The sequence below is a fragment of the Streptomyces sp. NPDC057697 genome (genome assembly GCF_042799335.1).
Classification (GTDB): Bacteria; Actinomycetota; Actinomycetes; order Streptomycetales; family Streptomycetaceae; genus Streptomyces.
Window position 1 is genome coordinate 40,626 of the sequence record NZ_JBHVJA010000002.1, and the last position, 15,200, is coordinate 55,825.

Annotated in this window: 11 protein-coding genes; all 11 read left to right on the forward strand. The window is 70.0% G+C overall.

From position 1 onward, the window contains the following. Positions 1 to 19: 19 nt before the first annotated feature. Positions 20 to 841 carry an NADH-quinone oxidoreductase subunit NuoE gene (gene nuoE / locus ACFVFH_RS05260; RefSeq protein WP_383765539.1) on the forward strand — a complete coding sequence of 274 codons (822 nt, stop codon included), beginning with the start codon at positions 20 to 22 and terminating at the stop codon, positions 839 to 841. After that, the gene (gene nuoF, locus ACFVFH_RS05265; protein ID WP_383763722.1) at positions 841 to 2,217 is read left to right on the forward strand and encodes an NADH-quinone oxidoreductase subunit NuoF; all 1,377 of its coding nucleotides are present in this window, start codon (positions 841 to 843) and stop codon (positions 2,215 to 2,217) included. The genes nuoE and nuoF overlap by 1 nt, the downstream gene beginning before the upstream one ends. Then, complete coding sequence (locus ACFVFH_RS05270; RefSeq protein WP_383763725.1) at positions 2,214 to 4,730, forward strand: NADH-quinone oxidoreductase subunit G; 2,517 nt, start codon at positions 2,214 to 2,216, stop codon at positions 4,728 to 4,730. Before nuoF ends, ACFVFH_RS05270 begins: the two co-directional genes overlap by 4 nt. Then, on the forward strand, positions 4,727 to 6,130 hold the full coding sequence (nuoH, locus tag ACFVFH_RS05275) for an NADH-quinone oxidoreductase subunit NuoH (RefSeq protein WP_383763728.1): 1,404 nt from the start codon (positions 4,727 to 4,729) through the stop codon (positions 6,128 to 6,130). Before ACFVFH_RS05270 ends, nuoH begins: the two co-directional genes overlap by 4 nt. Further along, entirely contained in the window at positions 6,123 to 6,788 is a 666-nt protein-coding gene (gene nuoI / locus ACFVFH_RS05280; RefSeq protein ID WP_383763730.1) for an NADH-quinone oxidoreductase subunit NuoI, read from the forward strand. The genes nuoH and nuoI overlap by 8 nt, the downstream gene beginning before the upstream one ends. Further along, a complete protein-coding gene (locus tag ACFVFH_RS05285; RefSeq protein ID WP_383763732.1) occupies positions 6,785 to 7,612 on the forward strand; it encodes an NADH-quinone oxidoreductase subunit J in 828 nt (275 codons plus the stop codon). Before nuoI ends, ACFVFH_RS05285 begins: the two co-directional genes overlap by 4 nt. Then, the gene (gene nuoK / locus ACFVFH_RS05290; RefSeq protein WP_093543641.1) at positions 7,609 to 7,908 is read left to right on the forward strand and encodes an NADH-quinone oxidoreductase subunit NuoK; all 300 of its coding nucleotides are present in this window, start codon (positions 7,609 to 7,611) and stop codon (positions 7,906 to 7,908) included. The genes ACFVFH_RS05285 and nuoK overlap by 4 nt, the downstream gene beginning before the upstream one ends. A 14-nt stretch (positions 7,909 to 7,922) precedes the next feature. Beyond that, complete coding sequence (gene nuoL / locus ACFVFH_RS05295) at positions 7,923 to 9,818, forward strand: NADH-quinone oxidoreductase subunit L (RefSeq protein ID WP_383763735.1); 1,896 nt, start codon at positions 7,923 to 7,925, stop codon at positions 9,816 to 9,818. Between the two features lie 5 nt (positions 9,819 to 9,823). Then, on the forward strand, positions 9,824 to 11,395 hold the full coding sequence (locus tag ACFVFH_RS05300) for an NADH-quinone oxidoreductase subunit M (RefSeq protein ID WP_383763739.1): 1,572 nt from the start codon (positions 9,824 to 9,826) through the stop codon (positions 11,393 to 11,395). Continuing rightward, entirely contained in the window at positions 11,392 to 13,056 is a 1,665-nt protein-coding gene (gene nuoN, locus ACFVFH_RS05305) for an NADH-quinone oxidoreductase subunit NuoN (RefSeq protein ID WP_383763741.1), read from the forward strand. Before ACFVFH_RS05300 ends, nuoN begins: the two co-directional genes overlap by 4 nt. Before the next feature lie 139 nt (positions 13,057 to 13,195). After that, positions 13,196 to 15,193, forward strand: coding sequence for a DNA helicase RecQ (gene recQ, locus ACFVFH_RS05310; RefSeq protein ID WP_383763744.1), 1,998 nt, complete (start codon positions 13,196 to 13,198; stop codon positions 15,191 to 15,193). Positions 15,194 to 15,200 lie beyond the last annotated feature (7 nt).

Here is a 15,200-nt window from a genome sequence, read left to right on the forward strand (position 1 = left end):
TCAGGAAGTCAGTCTGGGGATGCCGCAGCTCCCCGCCCCCGCCTACCCGGCCGAGGTGCGCGCCAGGCTCGAAGCGGACGCGAAGGAGGTGATCGCCCGCTACCCCGGCAGCCGCTCCGCCCTGCTGCCCCTGCTGCACCTGGTGCAGTCCGAGGAGGGTTACGTCTCCCGTACGGGCATGGCGTTCTGCGCCGAACTGCTCGGTCTCACCACCGCCGAGGTCACCGCCGTCGCCACCTTCTACACGATGTACCGGCGCAGGCCGAGCGGCGACTACCAGGTCGGCGTCTGCACCAACACGCTCTGCGCGGTGATGGGCGGCGACGCCATCTTCGACCGGCTCAAGGAACACCTCGGCGTCGGCAACGACGAGACGACCGAGGACGGCAAGGTCACCCTCGAACACATCGAGTGCAACGCGGCCTGCGACTTCGCGCCCGTGGTGATGGTCAACTGGGAGTTCTTCGACAACCAGACCCCCGAGAGCGCGACCCGGCTCGTCGACGACCTGATCGCCGGGCGCACCGTCGAACCCACCCGCGGCGCCCCGCTGTGCACGTACAAGGAGACCGCCCGGATCCTGGCCGGCTTCCCCGACGAGCGCCCCGGGGCCGTCGAGGCCACCGGCGGCGCGGGCCCCGCCTCGCTGATCGGCCTCCGGCTCGCCAAGGGCGAGGAGCCCCATCCGCGTGTCGTCGCCCCGCGCGGTGAACGCCCCACCGGCGCCCAGCCCCACGACCCGTCGCCGTCCGGGCACCTCAGCTCGCACGACGCACCGCAGCAGACCTCGGCCTCCGACCCGGACCATCCGGCCGGCCCGATCGCCGAGGAGGGGGAGTGATGACGTTGACGACCGAGATCGACGACAACGGAAACGGCAACGGGGAGAACCCGGAAAAGCTCCTCGCCCCCGTCCTCTCCGCCTTCTGGGACCAGCCGGAATCCTGGACCCTGGAGACCTACCGGCGCCACGAGGGCTACGAGGGACTGCGCAAGGCCCTCGCCATGGCCCCGGACGACCTGATCGCCTACGTCAAGGACTCCGGCCTGCGCGGCCGCGGCGGCGCGGGCTTCCCCACCGGGATGAAGTGGCAGTTCATCCCCCAGGGAGACGGCAAACCGCACTACCTGGTCGTCAACGCCGACGAATCGGAACCGGGCACCTGCAAGGACATCCCGCTCCTGTTCGCCAACCCGCACAGCCTCATCGAGGGCATCGTGATCGCCTGCTACGCGATCCGCTCCTCGCACGCGTTCATCTACCTGCGCGGCGAGGTCGTCCCCGTGCTGCGACGACTGCACGAGGCCGTCCGAGAGGCGTACGAGGCGGGCTATCTGGGGACGAACATCCTGGGTTCGGGGCTCGATCTGGAACTCACGGTGCACGCGGGCGCCGGTGCGTACATCTGTGGTGAGGAAACCGCGCTGCTCGACTCTCTCGAAGGACGGCGTGGCCAGCCCCGGCTGCGACCCCCCTTCCCCGCGGTCGCCGGTCTGTACGCCTGCCCCACTGTGGTGAACAACGTCGAGTCCATCGCCTCGGTTCCCGCGATCCTGAACCGGGGCAAGGACTGGTTCAAGTCGATGGGCAGCGAGAAGTCCCCCGGCTTCACGCTGTACTCGCTCAGCGGGCACGTCGCGGGCCCCGGCCAGTACGAGGCACCGCTCGGCATCACCCTGCGCCAATTGCTCGACATGAGCGGCGGCATGCGCCCCGGCCACCGGCTGAAGTTCTGGACCCCGGGCGGCTCCTCCACCCCGATGTTCACCGACGAACACCTCGACGTACCGCTCGACTACGAGGGCGTCGGCGCCGCCGGATCCATGCTCGGCACCAAGGCGCTCCAGTGCTTCGACGAGACCACCTGCGTCGTACGGGCCGTCACCCGCTGGACCGAGTTCTACGCCCACGAGTCCTGCGGCAAGTGCACACCCTGCCGCGAGGGCACCTACTGGCTCGTCCAGCTGCTCCGCGACATCGAGGCCGGCAAGGGACAGATGCCCGACCTCGACAAGCTCAACGACATCGCCGACAACATCAACGGCAAGTCCTTCTGCGCCCTCGGCGACGGCGCCGCCTCGCCGATCTTCTCCTCGCTGAAGTACTTCCGCGAGGAGTACGAGCAGCACATCACGGGCAAGGGCTGCCCCTTCGATCCCGCCAGGTCGACCGTCTGGGCCGACGACAAGAACGCTCACCAGGGGGTGAACGCATGACAGTCACCACGAGTGCGCCCTCCGGGGGCGGCGAGGCGGCCATCCCGCCCGAGGACCTGGTCACGCTGACCATCGACGGCATCGAGATCAGCGTGCCCAAGGGCACCCTGGTCATCCGGGCCGCCGAACTCCTCGGCATCGAGATCCCGCGCTTCTGCGACCACCCGCTCCTCGACCCGGCCGGCGCCTGCCGCCAGTGCATCGTCGAGGTCGAGGGCCAGCGCAAGCCGATGGCGTCCTGCACCATCACCTGCACCGACGGCATGGTGGTGAAGTCGCAGCTCACCTCACCGGTCGCCGAGAAGGCCCAGAAGGGTGTGATGGAGCTGCTGCTCATCAACCACCCGCTGGACTGCCCGGTCTGCGACAAGGGCGGCGAGTGCCCGCTCCAGAACCAGGCGATGTCGCACGGCGACGCGGACTCCCGCTTCGACGGCAAGAAGCGGACCTACGAGAAGCCCGTCCCGATCTCCACCCAGGTGCTGCTGGACCGCGAGAGGTGCGTGCTCTGCGCGCGCTGCACCCGGTTCTCCAACCAGGTGGCGGGCGACCCGATGATCGAGCTGATCGAGCGCGGCGCGCTCCAGCAGGTCGGCACCGGCGAGGGCGACCCCTTCGAGTCGTACTTCTCCGGGAACACCATCCAGATCTGCCCGGTCGGGGCGCTCACCTCCGCGGCGTACCGATTCCGCTCCCGCCCCTTCGACCTGGTCTCCTCGCCCTCGGTCTGCGAGCACTGCGCGGGCGGCTGCGCCACCCGCACCGACCACCGGCGCGGCAAGGTCATGCGGCGGCTCGCCGCCGACGACCCCGAGGTCAACGAGGAGTGGGTCTGCGACAAGGGCCGCTTCGGCTTCCGCTACGCACAGCAGCGGGACCGGCTCACCACCCCGCTGGTGCGCAACGCCGACGGCGTCCTGGAACCGGCGAGCTGGCCCGAGGCGCTGGCCGCCGCGGCCACCGGTCTCTCCGCCGCGCGCGGCCGGACCGGCGTGCTCACCGGCGGCCGGCTGACCGTCGAGGACGCCTACGCCTACGGCAAGTTCGCCCGGATCGCGCTGGACACCAACGACATCGACTTCCGGGCCCGGGTGCACAGCGGCGAGGAGGCCGACTTCCTGGCCGCCCGCGTCGCCGGGCGCGGCCGGGACCTGGACGGCTCGGGTGTCACGTACACCTCGCTGGAGAAGGCCCCGACGGTGCTGCTGGTCGGCTTCGAGTCGGAGGAGGAGGCGCCCGGCGTCTTCCTGCGGCTGCGCAAGGCCCACCGCAAGCACGGGCAGCGCACCTACGCCATCGCCTCGCACGCCACCCGCGGCCTGGAGAAGGCGGGCGGCACCCTGCTCCCCGCCGCCCCCGGCACCGAGACCGAGTGGCTGGACGCGATCGCGGGCGGCGTCGGGCTCGACGGCGAAGGAGCCGAGGCGGCCGGGGCGCTGCGCGGCGACGGCTCCGTGATCGTGGTCGGCGAGCGGCTGGCCGCGGTACCGGGCGGACTCACCGCCGCGGTGCGCACGGCCGCCGCGACCGGGTCCGCGCTGGTGTGGATCCCGCGCCGGGCCGGCGAACGCGGTGCGGTGGAGGCGGGCGCGCTCCCGTCGCTGCTGCCCGGCGGCCGCCCGGCCACCGACCCGCGGGCCCGCGACGAGGTGGCGGCCGCGTGGGGCGTCACCGAACTCCCGTCCCGCTTCGGCCGCGACACCGGCCAGATCGTCGAGGCCGCGGCCACCGGCGAACTGGGCGCGCTGCTCGTCGCCGGGGTCGAGCCCGTGGACCTGCCGGACCCGGCACGGGCCCTGGAGGCCCTGGACCAGGTCGGCTTCCTGGTCTCGCTGGAGCTGCGGCCCAGCGAGGTCACCGACCGCGCCGACGTGGTGTTCCCGGTCGCCGCGGTGGCCGAGAAGTCCGGCACTTTCCTCAACTGGGAGGGCCGGGCGCGGATGTTCGAGGCCGCGCTGAAGCCCGAGCAGATGACGCGCGCGCTCGCGCCGACCGACGCCCGGGTGCTGCACATGCTGGCCGACGCGATGACCGCGGGCGCCACGCGCTTCGCGCTGCCGGATCTGAAGTCCGTACGCCGTGAGCTGGACCGGCTCGGCGGCTGGACCGGGGCGCGCGCCACCGAACCGAACGAGCCGGCGCGACCGCTGCCCCGCCCCGGCGACGGCGAGGCGATCCTCGCGGGCCACCGGATGCTGCTCGACCTGGGCCGGCTCCAGGAGGGCGACGAGGCGCTGGCCGGTACCCGGCACGCCGCGGTCGCCCGGCTCTCCGCGGCCACCGCGGCCGAGACGGGCGTGAAGGACGGAGACCTGCTGGCCGTCACCGGCCCGGCGGGCAGCGTCGCCTTCCCGTTGCGGGTCACCGACATGCCGGACCGGGTGGTCTGGGTTCCGCTGAACTCCGCCGGGCGGGGCGTTCCGGCCGACACCGGCGCCCGGCCCGGCGGCCTGGTCCGGATCGGCCCCGCCGCGCCCGGTACTCCCGACGTCACACCGGAGGTGGGGGCGTGAGTGCCTTCGCTCAACTGGCCGCGGCACCGCACAGTGCCGTGCTCGCCGCCGAGGACCTGTCGATGTTCGGCGACGACCCGTGGTGGCTCGTCGTCATCAAGGCGGTGTTCTGCTTCGCGTTCCTGATGGTGACCGTGCTCTTCTCCATCGTGTGGGAGCGCAAGGTCGTCGCCTGGATGCAGCTGCGCATCGGCCCCAACCGGCACGGCCCCTGGGGCATGCTCCAGTCGCTCGCCGACGGCATCAAGCTGATGCTGAAGGAGGACGTCGTCGTCAAGCGGGCGGACAAGGTCGTCTATGTCCTCGCCCCGATCGTCGCCGCCATCCCGGCGTTCATGGCGATCGCGGTCATCCCGTTCGGCCCGTCCGGCAACGAGGTCTCGATCTTCGGCCACCGTACGGCGATGCAGCTCACCGACCTGCCGATCGCGATGCTCTACATCCTCGCGGTCGCCTCGGTCGGGATCTACGGCATCGTGCTGGCCGGCTGGTCGTCCGGATCGACGTACCCGCTCCTGGGCGGTCTGCGCTCCTGCGCACAGATGATCAGCTACGAGATCGCGATGGGCGCCGCGTTCGCCTCGGTCTTCCTCTACTCCGGGTCGATGTCGACCTCGAAGATCGTGGAGGCGCAGCAGGACCGCTGGTTCATCATCCTGCTGCCGGTCTCCTTCCTCATCTACATCGTCACGATGGTCGGCGAGACCAACCGCGCCCCGTTCGACATGCCGGAGTCCGAGGGCGACCTGGTCGGCGGCTTCAACACCGAGTACTCGTCGATCAAGTTCGCGATGTTCATGCTCGCCGAGTACGTCAACATGGTCACCGTCTCCGCGGTCTCCACGACCCTGTTCCTGGGCGGCTGGCGGGCCCCGTGGCCGATCAGCACCTTCTGGGAGGGCGCGAACCACGGCTGGTGGCCGATGCTCTGGTTCGTCATCAAGGTCCAGCTGCTGCTGTTCTTCTTCATCTGGCTGCGCGGCACGCTGCCCCGGGTCCGCTACGACCAGCTGATGAAGCTCGGCTGGAAGGTCCTGATCCCGGTCTCCGTGGTCTGGCTGATGCTGGTCGCGACGGTCCGGGCGCTGCGCAACGAGGGCTACGACTTCACGAAGATCGTGCTGTACGTGGCCGGGGCCGTGATCGCGATCCTGCTGATCTCCTTCGTCGCCGACGTCTTCCGCGACAAGAAGGGCCGGGCCGCCGAGGCGGAGGCCGGTCCGGAGCCCGCGTTCGACCCGATGGCGGGCGGATTCCCGGTGCCACCGCTGCCCGGACAGACCCTGCCGCCGGTGCCGCGCCGCAGGCCGCGGGGCGAACGGGAGCTCGTTGTCAGTGGTGGGCCGGATACTCAGAGTGACGGAAATTCGAGTGACGGAAAGGAGGCGGACGGTGTCTGAGTCATCGGAGTCCTCGGGAGCACCGGGATCCTCGGGGTCCCCGGAGTCCTCGGGGGAGAAGTTCCAGAACCCCGTCGCCGGCTTCGGCGTGACCTTCAAGGCCATGTTCAAGAAGCGGCTGACCGAGCAGTATCCGGAAACGCCGAAGGTGACGGCGCCGCGCTTCCACGGCCGGCACCAGCTCAACCGCCATCCGGACGGTCTGGAGAAGTGCGTCGGCTGCGAGCTGTGCGCCTGGGCCTGTCCGGCGGACGCGATCTATGTGGAGGGCGCGGACAACACCGACGAGGAGCGCTACTCCCCGGGTGAGCGCTACGGCCGCGTCTACCAGATCAACTACGCGCGCTGCATCCTCTGCGGACTGTGCATCGAGGCCTGCCCGACCCGGGCGCTGACGATGACCAATCAGTTCGAGCTCGCCAACACCACCCGCGAGAGCCTCATCTACACCAAGGGCGAGCTGCTCGCGGGCCTGGAGGAGGGCATGGTCGACACCCCGCACGCGATCTACCCGGGGATGGACGAACAGGACTACTACCGGGGCCTGGTCACCGAGGCCGCCCCCGGTACGGAGCGTCAGACCGCCGTCTCCAAGGGCGAGAAGCCGGACGACGAGCACAGCGAGAACAACGGCTCGGCGCAGGGGGTGGGCGCATGAACGCCCTGGCCGCCGCGGCCTCCCAGACCTCGACCGGCGAGGCCGTCCAGTTCTGGCTGCTCGGCACCGTCGCCGTGATCGGCGCGCTGTCGACCGTACTGATGAAGAAGGCCGTGCACAGCGCGCTGAGCCTCGCCGGGACCATGATCGTCCTGGCGGTGTTCTACCTCGCCAACGGGGCCTACTTCCTGGGCATCGTCCAGATCGTCGTCTACACCGGCGCGATCATGATGCTGTTCCTCTTCGTGGTCATGCTGGTCGGTGTCACCGCGGCCGACTCGCTGAAGGAGACCCTGAAGGGCCAGCGCTGGCTGGCCGCGGGCTGCGGGATCGGCTTCGGCGTCCTGCTGATCGCGGGCATCGGCAACGCCTCGCTGAACACCTTCGACGGACTGGGCACCGCCAACGTCGAGCACGGCGGGAACGTCGAGGGACTGGCCAGTCTCATCTTCACCAAGTACGTCTTCGCCTTCGAGATCACCGGTGCCCTGCTGATCACGGCGACGGTCGGCGCGATGGTGCTCACCCACCGGGAGCGCACCGAACGGGCCAGGACCCAGCGGGAGATGTCCGAGGAGCGCGTACGCGGAGCGCAGCTACCGCCGCTGCCCGCCCCCGGCGTCTACGCCCGGCACAACGCCGTGGACATCCCGGGGCTGCTCCCGGACGGCACGCCCTCCGAGCTCACCGTCATGCGGACGCTGCGCGACCGCGGCCAGATCCGCGATGTGTCGAACGAGTCGCTGGAGCGGCTCAAGGCGCTGGAGCAGCGCTCCGAGGAGCGGCTCGGCCGTGACAACGAAGAAGAGGAGGTCGCCAAGTGAACCCGGTCAACTACCTCTATCTCGCAGCCCTGTTGTTCACCATCGGCGCGGCCGGGGTGCTGATCCGGCGGAACGCGATCGTGGTGTTCATGTGCGTGGAGCTGATGCTCAACGCCTGCAACCTCGCGTTCGTGACCTTCTCCCGGATGCACGGCAATCTCGACGGCCAGATCATCGCCTTCTTCACGATGGTCGTCGCCGCCGCCGAGGTCGTGGTCGGGCTCGCGATCATCGTGTCGGTGTTCCGTTCCCGCCACTCGGCCTCGGTCGACGACGCCAGCCTGATGAAGCTGTAAGGGGACGTTGAATCGTGGAGAACCTGATCGCGCTGCTCGTGGCGGCGCCCCTGCTCGGAGCGGCGGTCCTGCTCTGCGGCGGCCGACGGCTGGACCGTGCCGGACACTGGCTCGGCACCCTGCTCGCCGCCGCGTCGTTCGTCGTCGGTGTCGTGCTCTTCCTGGACATGCTGGGGAAGGGCGCCGAGGACCGGACGCTGCACCAGAAGCTGTTCAGCTGGATCCCGGTCGAGGGCTTCCAGGCCGATGTGGCCTTCCAGCTCGACCAGCTGTCGATGACGTTCGTGCTGCTGATCACCGGTGTGGGCACCCTGATCCACATCTACTCGATCGGCTACATGGAGCACGACGAGCGCCGGCGCCGCTTCTTCGGCTATCTGAACCTGTTCCTCGCGGCGATGCTGATCCTGGTCGTCGCCGACAACTACCTGCTGCTGTACCTCGGGTGGGAGGGCGTCGGTCTGGCGTCGTACCTGCTCATCGGCTTCTGGCAGCACAAGCCCAGCGCGGCCACGGCCGCCAAGAAGGCATTCCTGGTCAACCGCGTCGGTGACATGGGCCTGTCGATCGCGATCATGCTGATGTTCACCACCTTCGGCACCTTCGCCTTCGGCCCCGTCCTGGAAGCGACGGGGCAGACGAGCGAGGGCAAGCTGACGGCGATCGGCCTGATGCTGCTGCTCGCGGCCTGCGGCAAGTCGGCCCAGGTGCCGCTGCAGTCCTGGCTGGGCGACGCGATGGAGGGCCCGACCCCGGTCTCGGCCCTCATCCACGCCGCGACCATGGTGACCGCGGGGGTGTACCTCATCGTCCGCTCCGGCGCGATCTTCGACGCGGCGCCGGACGCACAGCTGGTCGTGGTGGTCGTTGGGGCGGTCACGCTGCTCTTCGGTGCGATCGTCGGTTGCGCGAAGGACGACATCAAGAAGGCCCTCGCCGGGTCGACGATGTCGCAGATCGGCTACATGATCCTGGCCGCCGGGCTCGGCCCGATCGGCTATGTCTTCGCGATCATGCACCTGGTGACGCACGGCTTCTTCAAGGCCGGGCTCTTCCTCGGCGCCGGTTCGGTCATGCACGGCATGAACGACGAGGTCGACATGCGGAAGTTCGGCGGACTCAGGAAGTACATGCCGGTCACCTTCGTCACCTTCGGCCTCGGCTATCTGGCGATCATCGGCTTCCCCGGCCTGTCCGGCTTCTTCTCCAAGGACAAGATCATCGAGGCGGCCTTCGCGAAGGGCGGCACCGAGGGCTGGATCCTCGGGGCGGTGACCCTGCTGGGCGCCGCGATCACCGCGTTCTACATGACGCGCGTGATGCTGCTGACGTTCTTCGGCGAGAAGCGCTGGCAGCCCGACGCGGACGGCCACGAGCCGCATCCGCACGAGTCCCCGAAGTCGATGACCATCCCCATGATCGTCCTGGCGTTCGGCTCGGTCTTCGCCGGAGGCTTCTTCTCCATCGGCGACCGCTTCCTGAACTGGCTGGAGCCGGTCACCGGCCACAGCCACGGACACGCCCCGGTCAGCGCCACGACGGTCACCGCCGCCACCATGGTGGTGCTCGTCGTCGGCGTCGCCATCGCCTGGGCGATGTACGGACGCAAGCCCGTTCCGGTCGTCGCCCCGCGCGGCTCGCTGCTCACCCGGGCCGCCCGCCGCGATCTCCTCCAGGACGACTTCAACCATGTGGTCCTGGTCCGCGGCGGCGAGCACCTCACCCGCTCCCTGGTGTACGTCGACCACACCCTGGTCGACGGCGTCGTCAACGGCACGGCCGCCTCGATGGGCGGGCTCTCCGGCCGGCTGCGCAAGCTGCAGAACGGCTACGCCCGCTCCTACGCGGTCTCGATGTTCGGCGGTACGGCGGTTCTCATCGCCGCGACCCTGCTGATGAGGGCGGTCTGATCACCATGTCCTTTCCCCTCCTGACAGCGACGGCGGCGCTCCCGGCGATCGGTGCGATCGCCACCGCCGCCGTCCCGGCCGCCCGGCGCACCGCCGCCAAATGGCTGGCGCTGATCTTCTCGCTGGCCACGCTCGTCCTGGCGGGCGTCGCGCTCGCCCGCTTCGAGCCCGGCGGCGCCCGCTACCAGCTCACCGAATCGCACGCCTGGATCAAGGACTTCGGCGTCCGGTACGAACTGGGCGTGGACGGCATCGGGGTGGCGCTCATGGCGCTCACCGCCCTGCTGATCCCCTTCGTCATCCTGGCCGGCTGGCACGACGCCGACCCCCTGGAGACGAAGTCCTCGCGCTGGCGCCCGACCCAGGGCTTCTTCGCCCTGATCCTCATGGTCGAGGCGATGGTGATCCTCTCCTTCGAGGCCACCGACGTCTTCCTCTTCTACATCCTCTTCGAAGCCATGCTCATCCCGATGTACTTCCTCATCGGCGGCTTCGGGGACCGGGCGCACACCGGCAGCGACGAGAACGCGGCGGCGCAACGCTCCTACGCCGCAGTCAAGTTCCTGCTCTACAACCTGGTCGGCGGCCTCATCATGCTGGCCGCCGTGATCGGGCTCTATGTCGTCGCGGGGACGTTCTCGCTCTCCGAGATCGCCGAGGCCCGCGCCAACGGCTCGCTCTCCATGGCGACCGGCACCGAGCGCTGGCTCTTCCTCGGGTTCTTCTTCGCCTTCGCGGTGAAGGCCCCGCTGTGGCCGCTGCACACCTGGCTGCCCAACGCGATGGGCGAGGCGACCTCCCCGGTCGCCGTCCTGATCACCGCGGTCGTCGACAAGGTCGGCACCTTCGCGATGCTCCGCTTCTGCCTCCAGCTCTTCCCGGAGGCCAGCAAGTGGGCGACGCCGGTGATCATCGTCCTGGCGCTGATCAGCATCGTGTACGGGGCGCTGCTCGCCGTCGGCCAGCGCGACATCAAGCGCCTGATCGCCTACGCGTCGATCTCGCACTTCGGCTTCATCATCCTGGGCATCTTCGCGATGACCAGCCAGGGCCAGTCCGGCGCCACGCTCTACATGGTCAACCACGGCATCTCGACCGCCGCCCTGATGCTGGTGGCGGGCTTCCTGATCACCCGGCGCGGCTCGCGGCTCATCGCCGACTACGGCGGGGTGCAGAAGGTGGCGCCGATCCTGGCCGGCACCTTCCTGATCGGCGGTCTGGCCACCCTGTCGCTGCCCGGACTCGCCCCGTTCGTCAGTGAGTTCCTGGTGCTGGTCGGCGCGTTCAGCGCCTATCCGGCGGCGGGCATCATCGCCACGACGGGCATCGTGCTCGCCGCGCTCTACGTCCTCGTCCTCTACCAGCGGACGATGACGGGCCCGGTGAAGGCCGAGGTCCAGGGCATGGCGGACCTCAAGGTCCGGGAGCTGGTGGTGGTCCTCCCGCTGATCGCGCTGCTGCTCTTCCTGGGTGTCTATCCGAAGCCGCTGACCGAGATCGTCAACCCGGCGGTGCAGCACACCATGTCGGACGTCCAGAAGAAGGACCCCCAGCCTGAGGTGGAGGCCGCCAAGTGAGCGCAACAGCTGTCCACAGCCTGTGGACGACGGCGGGCGGGATGACCTCGGCCGCCCCGGCCGAGAAGTTCAAGGCACCGGTCATCGAGTACACCCAGCTGACCCCGGTCCTCATCGTGATCGGTGTCGCCGTGGTGGGCGTCCTCGTCGAGGCCTTCGTGCCGCGCCGGGCCCGCTACCACACACAGGTCTTCCTCACCGTCGTCGCCCTCGCCGCCGCGTTCGCCGCGGTCGTCGGACTGGCGGCCGGCGGATACGGCACGACGAAGGCGCACATCGCCGCGATGGGCGCCCTCGCGATCGACGGCCCGACGCTGTTCCTGCAGGGCACCATCCTGCTGACCGCGCTGGTCGCCGTCTTCACCTTCGCCGAGCGGCGGCTCGACCCCGCCTCGCACGGCAACCAGGTCGACTCCTTCGCGGCCCAGGCCGCCTCGGTCCCCGGCAGCGACAGCGAGAAGGCCGCGGTCAGGGCCGGATTCACCACCACCGAGGTCTTCCCGCTGGTCCTCTTCTCGGTGGCCGGGATGCTGGTCTTCCCCGCGGCCAACGACCTGCTGACGCTCTTCGTGGCCCTGGAGGTCTTCTCCCTCCCGCTCTACCTCCTGTGCGCCGTCGCCCGCCGCAAGCGGCTGATGTCGCAGGAGGCCGCGGTGAAGTACTTCCTGCTCGGCGCCTTCTCCTCGGCGTTCCTGCTCTTCGGGATCGCCCTGCTCTACGGGTACGCGGGCTCCGTCTCGTACGCGGCCATCGCCCATGTGGTCGACGGTTCCGTCACCCAGATCGACCCGGCCCTCGCCGACACCATGGGCAACGACGCGCTGCTGCTGATCGGCGGCGCGATGATCCTGACCGGTCTGCTCTTCAAGGTCGGTGCCGTCCCGTTCCACATGTGGACCCCGGACGTCTACCAGGGCGCCCCGACCCCGGTCACCGGCTTCATGGCCGCGGCCACCAAGGTCGCCGCGTTCGGTGCCCTGCTGCGCCTGCTGTACGTGGTGCTGCCGGGGCTCGCCTGGGACTGGCGCCCGGTGATGTGGGCCGTCGCGATCGTCACGATGCTGGGCGGTGCGATCGTCGCCATCACCCAGACCGACATCAAGCGGCTGCTGGCCTACTCCTCGATCGCCCACGCCGGATTCATCCTCGCCGGTGTGATCGCGACGACCCCGGACGGCATCTCGTCGGTCCTCTTCTACCTGGGCGCGTACTCCTTCGTGACGGTCGGCGCGTTCGCCGTCGTCACCCTGGTGCGCGACGCGGGCGGCGAGGCCACGCATCTGTCCAAGTGGGCCGGGCTCGGCCGCCGCTCGCCGCTGGTCGCCGCGGTCTTCGCGGTGTTCCTGCTGGCCTTCGCCGGCATCCCGCTCACCTCCGGCTTCGCCGGGAAGTTCGCGGTCTTCAAGGCCGCGGCCCAGGGCGGCGCGGGCGGACTGGTCGTGGTCGGTGTGATCTCCTCGGCGATCGCCGCGTTCTTCTACATCCGGGTCATCGTGCTGATGTTCTTCAGCGAGCCCAAGGCGGACGGCCCCACGGTCGCCGTCCCCTCCCCGCTGACGATGACGACGATCGCGGTCGGTGTGGCGGTCACGCTGGTGCTGGGCCTGGCCCCGCAGTACTTCCTGGACCTGGCCGGCCAGGCCGGGGTGTTCGTGAGGTAGCGCACACCGCGCACGGTCGCAGCGACGCCGGACGGGCTTGAGAAGTCAAGCCCGTCCGGCGTTGTCGTAGGCGGCGCCTATCGTGTCAGGGGACGGCGGCAGCACGGCACGAGCGGGACGGACCCGGGGGACAAGAGCGATGAGCACGACGGGCGGGACCATGGATGCGACCGAGAGCGACGCACGGCGGACGCTGCACAAGGTGTTCGGGTACGAGACGTTCCGCGGCGAGCAGGAAGCGATCGTCGACCATGTGGTGTCCGGCGGTGACGCCGTCGTGCTCATGCCCACCGGTGGCGGCAAGTCCCTCTGCTACCAGATCCCGTCCCTGGTCAGAGCGGGTACGGGGATCGTCGTCTCCCCTCTGATCGCCCTGATGCAGGACCAGGTGGACGCGCTGCGCGCGCTCGGCGTGCGGGCCGGATTCGTCAACTCCACCCAGGACTTCGACGAGCGCCGCTCGATGGAGGCCCAGTTCCTCGCCGGTGAACTCGACCTGCTCTACCTGGCCCCGGAACGGCTCCGTCTGGACTCCACGCTCGCGCTGCTCTCGCGCGGCGAGATCTCCGTCTTCGCGATCGACGAGGCGCACTGCGTGGCCCAGTGGGGTCACGACTTCCGCCCCGACTACCTGGCCCTCTCCGTCCTCGGCGAGCGCTGGCCCGACGTACCGCGGATCGCCCTGACGGCGACCGCGACCGACGCCACGCACCAGGAGATCACCCAGCGTCTGGGCATGCCCGACGCCAAGCACTTCGTCGCCAGCTTCGACCGGCCCAACATCCAGTACCGGATCGTGCCGAAGGCCGACCCGAAGAAGCAGCTGCTCTCCTTCCTCAAGGACGAGCACGCCGGGGACGCGGGCATCGTCTACTGCCTCTCGCGCAACTCGACGGAGAAGACCGCCGAGTACCTCTGCCGCAACGGCATCGAGGCCGTTCCGTACCACGCGGGGCTCGACGCGGGCACGCGCGCCGCCCACCAGTCCCGGTTCCTGCGCGAGGAGGGCCTGGTCGTCGTCGCGACCATCGCCTTCGGCATGGGCATCGACAAGCCCGACGTACGCTTCGTCGCCCATCTCGACCTGCCGAAGTCGGTCGAGGGCTACTACCAGGAGACCGGCCGCGCCGGCCGTGACGGACTGCCGTCCACGGCCTGGATGGCATACGGACTCCAGGACGTCGTCCAGCAGCGCAAACTCATCCAGGGCGGCGAGGGCGACGAGGCGTTCCGCCGCCGCGCGGCCTCCCACCTCGACTCGATGCTCGCCCTGTGCGAGACGGTCCGGTGCCGCCGTGCCCAGCTGCTGACGTACTTCGGCCAGGAGCCCACCGCGGCGGACTGCGGCAACTGCGACACCTGCCTCACCCCGCCCGAGAGCTGGGACGGCACGGTGGCCGCGCAGAAGCTGCTGTCGACCGTGGTGCGGCTGAAGCGGGAGCGCGGGCAGAAGTTCGGCGCGGGCCAGATCATCGACATCCTGCTCGGCCGCAAGACGGCCAAGGTCATCCAGTTCGACCACGACCAGCTCTCGGTCTTCGGCATCGGCGAGGAGCTGGCCGAGGCCGAATGGCGTGGTGTCGTGCGCCAGCTGCTCGCCCAGGGGCTGATCGCGGTCGAGGGCGAGTACGGCACGCTGGTGCTCACGGAGGAGAGCGGATCGGTGCTCGGCCGGCAGCGTGACGTACTGCTGCGCAAGGAGGCCCCGAAGCCCGCCTCGCGCTCCACCAAGGCGGAACGCACGTCGAAGTCGCGGGCGGCCGCCGCCGAGCTGGCTCCCGAGGCCGTCCCGGTCTTCGAGGCGCTGCGGGCCTGGCGGGGCGCCCAGGCGAAGGAGCAGGGCGTCCCGGCGTACGTCATCTTCCATGACGCGACGCTGCGCGAGATCGCGACGGTGCGGCCGGACTCGGTCTCCGCGCTGGGCGGGATCAGCGGCCTGGGCGAGAAGAAGCTGGCGACGTACGGGGAGGGCGTGCTGGAGGTGCTGGCGACGTTCGGGGAGGCGGAGCCCGCGAAGGCCCCCGCGGAACCGGCCCCGGCCCGCGCGGCCGCCCCCGCACCGGCCCCGGCGACCCCGGCGGCCCCCGAAGCGGACCCGGAGTTCGGCTGGGACGAGGAGCCGCCCGAGTACGACTGAGCGGTAC